This window comes from Paraflavitalea pollutisoli (assembly GCF_029360705.1).
GTDB classification, from domain to species: Bacteria; Bacteroidota; Bacteroidia; order Chitinophagales; family Chitinophagaceae; genus Paraflavitalea; species Paraflavitalea pollutisoli.
Window position 1 is genome coordinate 3,700,261 of sequence record NZ_JARKMX010000008.1, and the last position, 14,186, is coordinate 3,714,446.

Genomic DNA, 14,186 nt, shown 5'->3' on the forward strand with positions numbered 1-14,186 from the left:
TTTTGTTGTCATGACCAGCCAATATGGCTACAGTCATCCCCCTTGCAATTCTTGTGCTCGGGGATGCCACGCAACAAAAAAGCCGCGCACCAATCGTGCACGGCTTCGTATAAAATATTGTTTTTAAGCCAATTCCGGATTTTTATTGGGCCAACGAGATCCGTATTTGAACCCCCGCCTTGGTATTAGTGATCGGCGGTGAAGTAGAAATTTTGGGGATCACCCGACGTTGATCGAAGTACAGCTTGATGCTGACGCGGTTGCTGATCACGTAATCGATCGTTGGGTTGATGGTGATCACCTTCTGACCAGCCGTTGGTAACACCTGCGTTTGATCGAGACGACTATTGGAAGTGATATCATCCTGGATACTGAAGTCAAGACGGAAGCTCGCATCGTTGTCCAGCGGTTTGCCCTTCCATTTAATAAAGGAGAACAGGCCACGCTTACGGTAACCCGCACCTATATCAAATCCGGTAGAACGTGTTTCACTCAACTGGAAGTCGATCAGGCTAAGACTCAGCATCCTTGACTTCTTATACCCAAACCTGGCCGTAACCTGGTTGGTGAACTGCATATCGAAATCGATCAACGGTTCAAACTTCTCACTGATCGAGATATTCGGCACCAGGAAGTAAGGAACATAGTTGCCCGAAGTAGAGTCGATGAACGAGGGGAACGACGGCGCAATCATGTTCTCCTGGTACAATAACGCTGAGTTGTAACTGTTCATGCTCAGCTGGCTGTTGTACCGGTGTGTCAGGGTAAAGCTGGTGAATATCTTTTCCATCGCAGGAATACGTGTTAAACCCGTGTAACTGATATCCCAGTTGGGTTTGGGAATATAACCAGAGAAAGGATTAGAACGGATATTCGGATTGCTTTGCTTCAGCAACGAAACGCTATTGGGGTCCTTGCCGGTGTAGGCAGCGATGAACGCAGGGATCAACACATCCTGTGCATAACGATTGTAACCGGTATAGAAACCATCAGGCTGGAACTTTTCACCAGCAGGTAGCCCCTGCCAGTTCGGGTTACTTTCAGCCAGTCTTTTCGACAGTACGATCCGGTTGTTCTCAAACTTCTGGAAGGTCTCCGATACCTCATTCGGATTAACCGGTGTAAAGAGGGTATTGAAAGAGATCCAACTGATGCTGAAACTACCACCGGTATACGGAGCCAGCCGTGCAAAATGATTGCCCGTGCCCGTTGTATCCTTGTACAATTCACGGTAGTTCTTACCAAACGACTTATCGAGATTGACGCGGATGGTCAGGTCGCGCACCGGCATCAGATCGGCAGTGATCGACAACTTCTGGTTGTAATCCTGCATATTCTGAAAGTTGAACAGCGAATCGGCCGTGAGCCATCCCTTCTTCGCCATAGTATTGATGAAGGTGGTATCGGGCTGCTTGCCAAACACAAAGCCCAGGCCCGGTGCCATCGACTTGAAGTTCATACCGATCAACCGGGAACTGTCTGTATAACCGAATATATTGGCGCTGGCATTCTCCGTATACAGTATGTTCATCCGCTTGACCATCGTGAGCAGACGGCCGGCAAACTTCACCGGACCACTCAGGCGGATGGGCTCATTCGGGTCACGCTTCAGTTTTTTGTTCTTGGCGGTATCCTGGCGCCGGGCATTCGGATCGGGCGGCGGCGCACCTTGTACACTCTCCTCATCCAATGCACGCAACCAACGCGACTTGCTGTACAAACGGGTAAAGTCCAGGTCACCGGTCAATCCCTTTTGTTGCGTATTCGAAATATTGTTGCCCAGGTTACGTGCGATCAATGAAGCACCAATCCAGTTAAACGTAGCCACATAATTGGCCCGGATATTCATCCAGTCCAGGAAAGGTATTTTGCTGGTCGGCAGGGTGTACGAGAAATTGGCCGTTTGGTTATAGGCAATGGTTCTACCGCCTTTCAGCAGGTTATCCCAGGCACGCTTTTTACCCTGGCTGCTCAACCGGCCGCTGTCTTCATCGATCCATGCCTTATTGGTCGCCTGGAAATCAACGTTGAAAGAACGGGTAAGGTCCCAACGCAGGTTATAGATGCGGTCAAATGTAAAATACTTATCGTAGGTCTCTGGCAAAGTGCCTTTCGGCTCACCCACATTACGCGGACGGAAAGCACCAAACTGCCGGTTCACGTCGGCCCGGAAGCCAAGCAGGGACGGCAGGTAGTTGATATTGAAATCCCGCACCAGGGCCAGCCATGGCGACCTTGATTTGAACAGGCGCTTCGCAGGTTCCCAATACACCGGGGTAGAGGTATAATTATAACCCAACCCTGCACGGTGCCGTTCTACCGAATTGTTTTCGATCAGCGGGTTGTGCTGCTCTTCTTTATAATAGGAATAGCTGACATCGATATTCTCGATGCTCCAGATCTGCTGTTTCTTACCACTGGTATTCATTTTCTTCACATTCGTGAAGTTGATCGTCCTGATGGTGCGCACATCCACAGCGTCATTCCGGATCGAATCCCGCTGGCTGCTGGGCGCTCCCTTCAATTTATCTTTCAGTTCGATATCGAGATCATAAGGATCGTATTGAGGAGCACTGGTCGTTTTGGAGTAGCTGGCATAGAAAGGAATGGAGATGCCGGCTTTCTGCGGCAACAGTTTACCCAACTCCAATTGCGCCGCTACATCAAACTGGTTATAGTCATCGCGCGAGCGTTCATTGATCCGCTGCTCGAGCGTACCGAAACCTGTACTGTGTGCACTACCCGATACATATAAGGTACCCAGGTCGGCCAGTTTGAAGTCGATACGGCCGGTGGCAGCCCAGGCGCCTTTTTCATTCAGCTCACTCAACCGGAGCTCATTGATCCACACTTCCGTACAGGCATTATTACTCAGGCGGTTTTCGACACCCGCAAACATCACCCGCAATTCACCGAGGTTTGGGTTACCGAGGATACCGTACTCCTTGCCATCAGCATCGATCTGCCGGTAATAAGTGGCATTGTTACCACCGTTGTTGCGCGCTACTTTCAACTGCGTCAGCCTGTCGAGCTGCAGGTCCAGTTCATTCTGCAAAGGCCAGATAAGTCCATCATCCTTCGTATACCACGGCGTTATTTTCAGCGGAATACGGATCTCGTAATAGTTATTGATCAGGTCATTCCCCAACCGCACGACGCCATACAGTTCACCATCTTTCATGTCGGTACTCGACCTGACCGATTCGGCGTGAATATACATTTGCAACCGTCCATACTGACGCAGGTCGAGGTTCATGGTTTTGAACACACCACGGGTCGTCTTGATCGGCAGATCACAGATCTGCATACTCAACGACTGCTCGTTCAGCAGGATGTTGACATTGTTATTGCTCAGCTGCTGTTGACGGATCACACCGGGAGGTGTTCTGTAGTTGATCGGCTCACGGGCAGCGTTCTCTTCGATATTAACGGCCAGTTGCTTGAAAGAAGTGGGCGAAGTTGCCGGGATCTGCACATACTGCCCCGTTGTATCCAGCTCGTAATTGAAACGGCGCCAGGTGTTACGCACCAGTTCCAGCTTGGCAAAACGCAGTACCACAGAATCGGAGAAACCAGTCAGGTACATACGGATAAAGCGGATCGATTTGAAGTCTTCGATATTACCCACCTTTTGCTGGTAGTTGGCAACAGGAATACGGAACAGGTACCAGGTCTCGCGACTGCCCCCACTGGGCGTGACGCTGATACTGTCGGTAATGAAATTATTACCCACCTGAAACTGGCTGGGCTTCAGATCAACCTTATACTCGAAGTATTCTTCCAGTTCATTGAGGGTATTATCCCGGTTAAATTCTTCCTGGTCGGGATACAGCGTAAACGCACTCACGAATTCGGAACCACTGCTGGCCACGGGCGAGTTGCCTTGCGGGCTGTTGATATTTTTATAACGGGCAAGGATCCCATCTTTGTCATAAGAAGCATCCCGGTAGTTCCGGAAGTTATCGGCAGCGGGATCCTGCAAGGCCTGTTGATAGATCGCCGAGTTGGTACCAAAATTGGCGGCCAGCTGGCTCAGGAAGTTCTGGTACTTCCTGCGTTCTGCTTCATCGTCGAGACCATCGAAGCCCGCATCCTGCAAAGGCCGGTCGGCAGGATCGTTACTGAAGGCCTGTGTTACCTGGATCGGGTTGGCGGGCACCTTACCCCATTTGGTAGCAGAATCTTCCAGGGCCCTGGTCACATTACCACTGATACCGTTTTCAAAGAAACGCTTACCATCCTTCAATACATCTTCTGATATATTACCGAGGTTGAAATACAGTTCACCACCCGAGCTGCCGGGATTTCTAACATAGGGATCCTGCAACCAGAACTCGATAAACTCGACGTTACCCGTCTCGAAGTCGACCTGGTCGATACCCCGCATGATTCCCCCCCAGCGTTTTTGCGGGTTGAGCAGCTTACCATCCGCCGCAACATTCACCGCATCGAAGTTATAAGGACCACGGTTCTCAGGATAATAAGCCATATCGAAGGTCACCAGCTGCGCCTGTCCAAAATCAGGCGTCCGGTTGGGATAGATCTGCGTAACAGTCACCGGGCGGATTCGTGGATCGGTAAAATCCTCATTTCCTCTCACAGGGTTGCCCGGAGCACGCCTGTCCTGCAATACAGGTTCAATATTGTACCAGGCGATCTTGGCGCGGTTGTACCCATAAGGCAGCGAGTCACGCAATTCAGCCTCGGGGAACAATCCATTGCCGGCGGGCGTAGACGACAGGCCCCAGTTGTTGAGCGGGAACCGGAGGTCGATCGCATTACGGGCGCCTTCAAAATCATCGATAAAGATCAAACCACTACGTCCCTCCCCGATCTGCTTCGGGTGGCCGGGTTTCAGGTAAGCCGCCTCACCATAAGCGGTGATCGTACTCATCTCGGTGGTATTATAAAATGGTAACTTATCGAGCCAGCGTGTAAGTCGTGGCGCTTCCGTACGGTAGTTGAAGTCGACCCCATACATGGTATTGCGGATGGGATCTTCGTTGTAGGCTGTTTTGGTCGAGAAAGGTCGTTCGCCCAGTTTTACCAACGTAGCACCGATCTGCAATGATTCACGCGCCGTCTGTTTGGCCATATAGTCGAGCCGTAGCCCGAGGAAGTTTCGTTGCTGAATACCGAACCCTCCGTTGTTCTCGAATTGTACGTTGACGGGCACACCCGAACTGAGGATGGCCTGGTTAATGACTTTTACGGTACCCAGGTTGTAGTCTACCACATAGTCGACGTTCTCACGCAGGGTTTGACCACCTGCCAGCACACTCACCGATCCCTGCGGGATGTTGAAAGCGCCCAGCTGAATATCGGTACTGGAACTGCCTTTGGCAGAACCCTGGATAATGAACCGGTCGAGGTTGGCGTAGGTCTTGGCAATTTCCTTGATCGTATCGTACAGGGGATAATAGAGATACCGGTCTTTGAGTTCCTGCGGACTGGTGGCAAAGGCCTGTGTTTCCAGGTCACGGCCAAAAGGCTCCAGGAACGGGAAGATGATACGGGCCTGCTGCGAGATCACTGTAAAACCTTCAATATAGTCGAATACCCCATCGGGTAACGGGTCATTGCGGGCGTTGAGCCGGTCGAGGTTCAATACCGTGATCAGCGGCACCCCCGATTTGTCGCCTTCGGGTAGGAAACGCTTTTTACCCAGGCTCGGCTGTTCGTACAGTACATTCAACTTGAAGTCGCCAGGCTGAATACTGGACAGATAACTTCCATCGGGAGATTTAAGGGAATACACGTTCTTCATCATCAGGTCCCACAGGGGCAACTGCGTACGTTGAGCAGTGGCTTTCAGCAATTTGAGGAACAGTACTTTTTGCGTTCCGGAAACTGCTGCGGTAGTATCCGGCGGCACATCCTGCGAGAACTCACCCACCTGGTAGATCTTACCATTATATTGGTATTGAAAAGCAACACCCAGCACCTCATCGGGCTGCAGGGGCTGACTTAACGACAAAAATCCCACCTGGGGATTGAAGTAATAATCAGTAGGACTCAGTTTGCGGGCGAATGTCTTTTCGAAATCCTGCACCGCCCGTAACCCCATCGACCCCAGTTTACCGGTTACCGTAGAGGAACCACGGCTCGATGGATCAGAGGCCAGTTGCTGATAAGCGTTGTTGTTCCGGTTATCGGGCAGCCCGTTGGGGGCATAAGGGGTTGGTAGGATAGCGTTGTTAAAGGGGGCCGGTTCGGCCAGGTCCATCAGGCCCACGATATCGCGGGTTTCTGTGGTAGAACCGTTGCGGTTGGTGACCCACACCTCCACCCGTAAGATCTGTACCTGCGAGTTGACCACCGGCAAGTTCGACATGGCCCTGTTATAGTTGTTGCGGAAATATTGCGCCATGAGGAAGTGCCGGTTCTCTTCGTAATCGTTGGCTTTGAACTCGAACGACATGTTGGAAGAGCCGCCCTGCATGGCCACGGATTGCCGCTGGGATCGCTGGTTGGCCAATACACCCGTCACAAACAGCTTTCCAAACTGCAGTTGGGTCTTGATACCAAACAGTTGTTGAGCACCGGGGATCAATGAGCCTTTGGAAGAGAAAGCGACATTACCGGCTTCGATACGTTTGATGATCTCATCGTCGGTACCGGTATAATCCAGCTTCAGTTGATTCTCGAAGTCGAAGTTGGCCAGGGTATTATAGTTGATCGGCAGTTTGAGTTTATCGCCGATATTACCGATCACGCTCAGGTTGGCGTTCATATCGAAATCGAAGCCGCCATTGCGACGGGCTCTTTCCGGCAGTGCCGGATTCTTGATATTCTGGCCCTGGTAACCGGCGAGGATATTGACCTCGCCCTGAGGCCTGATCTCCACCTTACCATTACCGAAAATACGATTGAAGAGGTTATCGGTGACCGATAGCTTGGGCTGTACCAGCTTTTTATTGAGGTTGCTGAGGATGTTGGAGCGCTTCTTGAAATAGTCCTGCTCCATTTTCCGGGCCTGCAGCTGCATAAACTCATCGAAAGTGAGGTACGTAGGCTTCCGGTAATAGAAACCGCCGACCTTTTCAATGATATAGTACCGTTTTGTTTTAGGATCGTAAACGACCGAATCGGTGATGTTCACAGGGTCTTTCAGATCGAAGGAAGAGCGGGTAGGGTTCGAGAACCTGTCGCCACGGCGATCATGAATGGGATACTTCAGTGTGTCTGTAGTAGCACCCTGTGGTTGGTTGGCCTGGGTAGGTGCCTGAAATGCCCATGCCGATGAACAGCAAAGTACAAGCAGAGCAGCGCTACATAAGGCTGTTAGGCTAATGTGGTTGAATGTGGGGACCAATCTTTTTTCTCCAAGAATTAGTAAGGTAGAGTTCTAATTGCGATAGGCTTAGAGTGTTTTTAACGCTTTCTTGATTATGTCTTCTACTACGGCGAGGTCTGGCTGTGCTTTCAGGACTTTTTGAACAGCTTGTTCACCGGCTGACCGGGGTATACCCAACGCCATAAGAGCATTTAACGCATCCTGTTCCAACGTATTGTTTTTCAATGTGGGAATATTTGCATCCAGGGCGGTTTTACCAATTTTATCCCTCAGTTCCAACACGATACGTTCGGCAGATTTCCGTCCAATGCCTTTGATACTTTCCAATTGCTTGGTATTTCCATTGGCAATGGCCCGGACGATCTCTTCAGGCTTCAACGAAGACAACATCATACGGGCAGTTGCTGCTCCCACTCCCGACACACTGATCAGCATCAGGAACAGCTCTTTTTCCGTAACCTCCGAAAAGCCAAAGAGAATATGAGCGTCTTCACGAATATGCAGGTGCGTATACAACAATCCTTTATCCAGTTCCTGGATCGCAGAATAGGTGTTGAGGCTGATCAACAGCTCATAACCTACCCCGTTTGCTTCCACATGTACTACGGTCGGAGTCTTGTAAACGAAATTGCCACGTATAAACGCAATCATGGCTGCGAAAATAGGGAATTAAAGTAAAATGTCGTTTTCGGTTTTTTCTTTATCGGTCTGGATTACAAGCTACTTGGAATGCCCGTTTCAGGCCGTTTTATAAAAACCACTTCCATTTGTCAAAGCCTGTGCCAATTGGATCCCCAAACCTTTTCCAGCCAACAGAGTTTCGAAAATAAGCGTTCACCGGGCCGTTCCGCAGCCTTTGGCGTTACGGGTTTATTATGTTTACACACCGATACCCGCAACAGGCCAGACACTCCACCCAACCGGTTACCACAGCCTTGTTCAGCAGTATTATTTTTTTGTTCGATCCGCCCCGTTCCCGAACAGGGCTTCCCCACCAACCGGTACCGCCCGCAGCCAACCCGGCTTCTACCCTGGGCATTTTCCGGCTTCCTGCCCATCCCCACCATGCCTGGCGGGCATTCTATGCCCCCGGCTATCCTATCCAATAGACCGAAGCAGACCTGCTCCCTGCCCAACACCAGCTTTCCGCCAGGTCGCCCTCCCAGCCGCCCATCCCACCCTCACCCGCTGAATTCCAGAGTTTTGAACCTTTTCACTAATTTTGCCCACTCTTGAATGTCCATATTCAATATCTATAAAGCGATTAAATAGTAGCATGAGTCAAAAAATCACGGCTGCCATCACTGCGGTGGGCGGCTATGTTCCCGAAGACAGGCTGACGAACTTCGACCTGGAAAAGATGGTAGATACCAACGACGAGTGGATCCGCTCGCGTACCGGCATTAGTGAACGCAGGATCCTGAAAGGTGATGGCCTGGCCACTTCCGACATGGTTGTACCCGCTGTTAGGCAATTGTGCGAGAAAAGAGGCATCGATCCATCCGAGATCGACGCGATGATCGTAGGCACCGTTACCCCCGATATGATGTTCCCTTCCACGGCCAACCTGGCCTGCCACAAGCTGGGCGCTACCAACGCCTGGGGTTTTGATCTGCTGGCAGCCTGCTCTGGTTTCCTCTACTCGCTTACTACCGGCGCAGCCCTTATCGAAAGCGGCCGCTATAAAAAAGTGGTAGTAGTAGGTGCCGATAAGATGAGCTCCATCATTAATTATAACGACCGCGCCACCTGTATCATTTTCGGCGACGGCGCCGGCGCCGTATTGCTGGAACCCAGCACAGACGGCAACGGAATCCAGGACAGCATCCTGCGCAGCGATGGTTCCGGAGGCAATTACCTCAATATGAAAGCTGGTGGTTCGCTGAAACCCGCTTCGTATGAGACCGTAGCCGCCAACGAACACTACGCTTACCAGGAAGGACAAACGGTGTTTAAATTTGCCGTAAAAGGTATGGCAGACGTAAGCGCCGAACTGCTCGACCGCAACCAACTTACCGGGGCCGATATCGCCTGGCTGGTACCTCACCAGGCCAACAAACGCATCATCGACGCTACCGCCGACCGCATGGGTCTTTCACACGACAAAGTAATGCTCAACATACAGCGTTATGGCAATACCACCGCGGCTACCATTCCGCTTTGCCTGTGGGATTATGAGAAGGATATGAAGAAGGGCGACAACATCGTGCTGGCAGCATTCGGTGGTGGCTTTACCTGGGGTGCTACCCTGGTCAAGTGGGCTTACTAGCGCCTATTCCCCTACTTTAAAATACTCCCATGCCTGATCAAGAATTTCCCTACACTGGGTTCAGCTCGTTGGCCATCCACGGTGGCCACGAGCAGGATCCCCGGTACGCGCACCTCACGCCGATCTATGCAGCCTCTACGTTCGTGTATGACTCTGCCGAGCAGGGTATGCGCCGGTTCAGTGGCGAAGAACAGGGTTATATCTATTCTCGCTGGGGCAATCCTACCATGACCGAAGCAGCTGCCAAGATCGCTGCCATGGAAAGCTTTGGTATCAAAGATGCACAAGGCAATGCCATTCCGGTCAAGGGATACCTCCAGTCATCGGGCATGGCCGCCATCAGTGCACTCTTCATGAGTACCCTGAAGACCGGCGACAAGATCCTCTCCCACTACTCCCTGTACGGAGGCTCACAGGAACTGATGGACCGACTGATGCCTGATTTTGGTATCAGCGCCATCATTGCCGACCTGCGCGATCTTAACAAGGCGGAAGAAGCCCTCAAAGCCGATCCCGCCATACGGATGATCTATATCGAGACGCCAGCCAACCCAACCTTGCAGTGCGTCGATATCGAAGCACTCACGAAGCTGGGCAAACAATATGGTAAGATCATCGCCTGCGACAATACGTTTGCCACGCCTTACCTGCAGCAACCTTTTCGCTTTGGTGTCGATTTCGTGATCCACTCCACGACCAAGTTCCTCAACGGACATGGTACTTCTATAGGCGGTGTATTTCTCGGCAAAGACCCTGCCTTCATGGACGGCAAAGCTTACAAAGTACACAAGGTGCTGGGTGGCAACAGCAATCCTTTCGATGCCTTCCTGCTCACCAATGGCATGAAGACGCTCGAAGTAAGAATGGACCGCCATTGCAGCAATGCCATGCAGGTAGCCCAATACTTCAACAGCCACCAGGCTGTCGCCAAAGTAAACTATACCGGCTTGCCTGCCCACCCCGATCACGCCCTGGCAGCAAAACAGATGCGCCATCCCGGCGCCATGCTCAGCATTGAACTGAAAGGTGGACTGCCTGCAGGCGTAAACATGATGAACAAGCTGAAAATGTGCACCCGTACGGTATCCCTGGGTACCTGCGATACCCTCATGTGCCATCCGGCCTCCATGACCCACTACAGCGTACCCAAAGAAAAGCGGGAACAATATGGCATCACGGACGGCCTTATCCGCATCAGCGTAGGCATGGAAAACATCGACGATATTATTGCCGATATCAACCAGGCCCTGCAATAACTTATTACAGTATAACCAGCAACCAATATGAACATTCACATCAGAAAGGCTGTGCGGGAAGATTGTCCCCGGTTAATGGAACTCATCCAGGAACTGGCCGTGTTTGAAAAAGCCCCCGATGAAGTAACCGTCAGTATGGAGCATTTCGCTGATAGCGGTTTTGGTCCCAATCCGGTATGGTGGGCCTTTGTGGCCGAAACACCTGCCACTGCCGATCAACCGGCACAGGTACACGGGATGGCCTTGTATTATATCCGATATTCTACGTGGAAAGGACAACGCATTTACCTCGAAGACCTGCTGGTCAGTGAAGCCATGCGCGGACAAGGACTGGGCAAACTACTCTTCGAACGTGTACTGCAGGAAGCCAAAGACGGTAACTACAGTGGTATGGTGTGGCAGGTGCTCGACTGGAACGAGCCCGCCATCAAATTCTACCAGAAATACCAGGCGGCCCTCGATGGCGAGTGGATCAATTGCTCCATCAGCTTCTAGCCAGCAGATGCGCTGGCAACGGCTATCGAACTACACCTTCCGCCTGCACAGGGGGGTAACAATAAAAAAGCGGCTGCTCCACGGGAACAGCCGCTTTTTCTTATTAAGAAGTATACCTAATCTACATGCTCGGTCTCTACTTTCTTGTCGATCTTACCGATCAGGCCTTGTAATACCTTACCGGGTCCTACTTCCGTAAAGCGGTAAGCACCATCGGCAATCATCGCCTGTACGCTTTGCGTCCAACGAACAGCACCAGTCAATTGCTCGATCAGATTCTTTTTGATCTCTTCTTTATTGATCACAGCCTTCGCCACCACATTCTGATAGATGGGACAGGTGGGGTTGTAGAAAGTGATCGATTCGATGGCCGACGTCAGCTCTTCACGGGCAGGCGCCATCAGGGGAGAATGGAAAGCTCCGCTAACCGGCAATACCAGGGCACGTTTGGCACCGGCAGCCTTCATCTTTTCTACAGCGATCTCGATACCTTTTACAGATCCGCTGATCACCAGTTGACCCGGGCAATTGTAGTTGGCCGGTACCACGATCTCACCAGACTCCTTTTGAATGGCTGCACAGATCTCTTCTACTTTCGCATCCTCCAACGCCAGCACGGCGGCCATGGTAGAGGGGGTCAGTTCACAGGCCTTCTGCATGGCTTGTGCCCGAACACTCACCAGCTTCAATCCATCTTCAAAACTCAGAGCGCCACTGGCTACCAGGGCAGAGAACTCACCCAGCGAATGCCCGGCCATCATATCCGGACGGCCCGCATCGATACCCTTATAGGCGATCACCGAATGAAGAAAAACGGCCGGTTGTGTAACCTTGGTTTGTTTCAGTTCCTCTTCACTGCCTTCAAACATGACATCAGAGATCCGGAAACCCAGTATCTCATTGGCCTGCTCGAATAACTTTTTAGCAAAAACACTCAGGCGGTAAAGATCTTTTCCCATACCCGGAAACTGTGAACCCTGGCCAGGAAATACGTAAGCATGCATCATATATAGCTATAGAGGTTTAGACGAACAAAAATGCCACAAAGACACTAACTAACCAAAACCCATACCTTTTTATTGTACTAACGTCGACTTTTGAAATATTAATTAACGTACCGGTCATTTAGTACAGTAACCAGCCCATTGCTCCCGGTGGTACAAAGCCTGCCGGGATATATAATGACCACAGCACATCAGTGCAGGTCGGAGGAGATCAGCTTCATGAACTCGCTGCGTGTTTCGTTCTTTTCAAACTCGCCCCAGAAAGCGGAGGTCGTGGTGACCGAGTTCTGCTTTTGTACCCCCCGCATCATCATGCACAGGTGCGACGCTTCGATCACGACCGCTACGCCCAGTGGATGCAAGGTTTCTTTCAGTGCATCCCGGATCTGCGTGGTGAGGCGTTCCTGCACCTGCAAACGGCGTGCATATACATCCACCACCCGGGCAATCTTACTAAGGCCCGTAATGTAACCATTGGGAATATAGGCCACATGCGCCTTGCCATAGAAAGGCAACATATGGTGTTCACACATACTGTACAACTCGATATCCTTTACCACGATCATTTCGCTCACCGACTCATGAAACTTCGCCGAGTTGAGGATGGCATGTGCATCCTGTCCATACCCTTGTGTCAGGAACTGCATGGCCTTGGCCATCCGTTCAGGCGTTTTGACCAACCCTTCCCGGTTCGCATCTTCCCCCAGTAGGGTCAGGGCATTGCGATAGTTTTCAACGAGACCTAAGGTCACTTGTTCGTCGTATTCTTCTGTTTTACTATATGCCATACTATATTATTTCAGTTTCGAATATACTGATGCCGGTTTGGTGTTACCCAACAGGATATTCTACAAAGTTCCTTTCAGTTTCATACAGCCTCACCTGCAGGTCGTATTGCACATCTATCTTCGGTCGCAACAATTCATAGATCAGTATGCAGATATTTTCGGCAGTAGGATTGACGGTTTTGAAAAACGGGGTATCGAGGTTCAGGTTCTTGTGGTCCAGGTGTTCCAGCACTTCTGCCTTGATCAGATCGCTCAGCAGCTTCAGATCCATCACATAGCCGGTCACCGGATCGGGCTCACCCACCAGCTTAACGATCACCTCATAATTATGACCATGAAAATTAGGATTGTTACACTTGCCAAACACGGCATCATTCTTCGCCATATCCCATTGGGGATTATACAACCGATGCGCTGCGTTGAAATGCTCCTTCCGGTAAACTGCTACTTTCTTGCTCATGTTTCAAAATACTAATATAAGAATAGTATGGGGTGCAACAATGATTCAGACCGGACTTAACAGGCTGGCCGACTATTTGTTCAACCTGATCATAGCCTGTCCTATCCAATTTATTCGCCAAAATACTCCACGTAGATCCGTGGCGTTTCATAGAGTTTGATACAATGCAATTGCACAGCAGCAGGCAGGTGCGGCTGAAGCTGTTGCCAGATAGCAATAGCGAGGTTCTCCGTAGAGCACATCTGCCCCTGCATGAAATCTACATCCAGGTTCAGGTTTTTGTGGTCCAGCTTATCGAGTACATGCTGTTCGATGAGCTTGCTCAGGGCTTTTACATCATATAAAAAGCCGGTATCCGGATCGGGGTTTCCTTTGATCGTTACCAGCAGCTCATAGTTATGGCCATGCCAATGCTCATTGGCGCATTTACCAAATACGGTTTCGTTCTTCTCTTTACTCCACTTAGGGTTATACAGCTTATGCGCTGCATTAAAATGTTCAACACGGGTGAGATACACCATAATCCTCCATTATCAATTCAAAAAGCACAGGAATAAAATTCCCGGGCACCAACCGTACCCGGGCTTCACAAAATCAGGCGCAAAGGTAATATATGA

Annotated in this window: 10 protein-coding genes; 4 read left to right on the top strand and 6 right to left on the bottom strand. The window is 50.8% G+C overall.

Going from position 1 to position 14,186, the window contains the following annotated elements:
* Nucleotides 1-142: 142 nt before the first annotated feature.
* Both sov and ruvA read right to left on the bottom strand, forming a co-directional pair.
* Nucleotides 143-7,315 (bottom strand): T9SS outer membrane translocon Sov/SprA, encoded by a 7,173-nt coding sequence (gene sov / locus P2W70_RS28450; RefSeq protein ID WP_276484967.1) that lies wholly within the window; start codon nucleotides 7,313-7,315, stop codon nucleotides 143-145.
* A 48-nt stretch (nucleotides 7,316-7,363) separates the two neighbouring features.
* Entirely contained in the window at nucleotides 7,364-7,948 is a 585-nt protein-coding gene (ruvA, locus tag P2W70_RS28455) for a Holliday junction branch migration protein RuvA (RefSeq protein ID WP_276484968.1), read from the bottom strand.
* A 224-nt stretch (nucleotides 7,949-8,172) separates the two neighbouring features.
* On the opposite strand from ruvA, the gene P2W70_RS28460 reads away from it, so the two are divergent.
* The 4 genes from P2W70_RS28460 (at nucleotide 8,173) to P2W70_RS28475 (ending at nucleotide 11,317) form a co-directional block, all read left to right on the top strand.
* Nucleotides 8,173-8,406 carry a hypothetical protein gene (locus tag P2W70_RS28460; RefSeq protein WP_276484969.1) on the top strand — a complete coding sequence of 78 codons (234 nt, stop codon included), beginning with the start codon at nucleotides 8,173-8,175 and terminating at the stop codon, nucleotides 8,404-8,406.
* 167 nt (nucleotides 8,407-8,573) lie between these two features.
* Nucleotides 8,574-9,566, top strand: a complete 993-nt coding sequence (locus P2W70_RS28465) for a beta-ketoacyl-ACP synthase III (protein WP_276484970.1) — start codon at nucleotides 8,574-8,576, stop codon at nucleotides 9,564-9,566.
* Between the two features lie 29 nt (nucleotides 9,567-9,595).
* Nucleotides 9,596-10,822, top strand: coding sequence for a trans-sulfuration enzyme family protein (locus tag P2W70_RS28470; RefSeq protein ID WP_276484971.1), 1,227 nt, complete (start codon nucleotides 9,596-9,598; stop codon nucleotides 10,820-10,822).
* 27 nt (nucleotides 10,823-10,849) lie between these two features.
* Nucleotides 10,850-11,317 (top strand): GNAT family N-acetyltransferase, encoded by a 468-nt coding sequence (locus tag P2W70_RS28475; protein WP_276484972.1) that lies wholly within the window; start codon nucleotides 10,850-10,852, stop codon nucleotides 11,315-11,317.
* Nucleotides 11,318-11,433: 116 nt separating this feature from the next.
* Here P2W70_RS28475 and fabD read toward each other — a convergent pair whose 3' ends face one another.
* From fabD to P2W70_RS28495, 4 genes are all read right to left on the bottom strand, one after another.
* On the bottom strand, nucleotides 11,434-12,324 hold the full coding sequence (gene fabD, locus P2W70_RS28480) for an ACP S-malonyltransferase (protein WP_276484973.1): 891 nt from the start codon (nucleotides 12,322-12,324) through the stop codon (nucleotides 11,434-11,436).
* Between the two features lie 188 nt (nucleotides 12,325-12,512).
* Entirely contained in the window at nucleotides 12,513-13,109 is a 597-nt protein-coding gene (folE, locus tag P2W70_RS28485; RefSeq protein WP_276484974.1) for a GTP cyclohydrolase I FolE, read from the bottom strand.
* 43 nt (nucleotides 13,110-13,152) lie between these two features.
* Nucleotides 13,153-13,569, bottom strand: coding sequence for a 6-pyruvoyl trahydropterin synthase family protein (locus P2W70_RS28490; protein ID WP_276484975.1), 417 nt, complete (start codon nucleotides 13,567-13,569; stop codon nucleotides 13,153-13,155).
* A gap of 110 nt (nucleotides 13,570-13,679) precedes the next feature.
* Nucleotides 13,680-14,090 (bottom strand): 6-pyruvoyl trahydropterin synthase family protein, encoded by a 411-nt coding sequence (locus tag P2W70_RS28495; RefSeq protein ID WP_276484976.1) that lies wholly within the window; start codon nucleotides 14,088-14,090, stop codon nucleotides 13,680-13,682.
* Between the last annotated feature and the right edge of the window lie 96 nt (nucleotides 14,091-14,186).

What these genes read in the sequence shown, in the direction of transcription:
- P2W70_RS28475 (WP_276484972.1), top strand. Translation starts at nt 10,850, where the DNA reads ATGAACATTCACATCAGAAAGGCTGTGCGGGAAGATTGTCCCCGGTTA.
- P2W70_RS28495 (WP_276484976.1), bottom strand. Translation starts at nt 14,090, where the DNA reads ATGGTGTATCTCACCCGTGTTGAACATTTTAATGCAGCGCATAAGCTG.
- P2W70_RS28465 (WP_276484970.1), top strand. Translation starts at nt 8,574, where the DNA reads ATGAGTCAAAAAATCACGGCTGCCATCACTGCGGTGGGCGGCTATGTT.
- P2W70_RS28460 (WP_276484969.1), top strand. Translation starts at nt 8,173, where the DNA reads ATGTTTACACACCGATACCCGCAACAGGCCAGACACTCCACCCAACCG.
- ruvA (WP_276484968.1), bottom strand. Translation starts at nt 7,948, where the DNA reads ATGATTGCGTTTATACGTGGCAATTTCGTTTACAAGACTCCGACCGTA.
- folE (WP_276484974.1), bottom strand. Translation starts at nt 13,109, where the DNA reads ATGGCATATAGTAAAACAGAAGAATACGACGAACAAGTGACCTTAGGT.
- P2W70_RS28470 (WP_276484971.1), top strand. Translation starts at nt 9,596, where the DNA reads ATGCCTGATCAAGAATTTCCCTACACTGGGTTCAGCTCGTTGGCCATC.
- P2W70_RS28490 (WP_276484975.1), bottom strand. Translation starts at nt 13,569, where the DNA reads ATGAGCAAGAAAGTAGCAGTTTACCGGAAGGAGCATTTCAACGCAGCG.
- fabD (WP_276484973.1), bottom strand. Translation starts at nt 12,324, where the DNA reads ATGATGCATGCTTACGTATTTCCTGGCCAGGGTTCACAGTTTCCGGGT.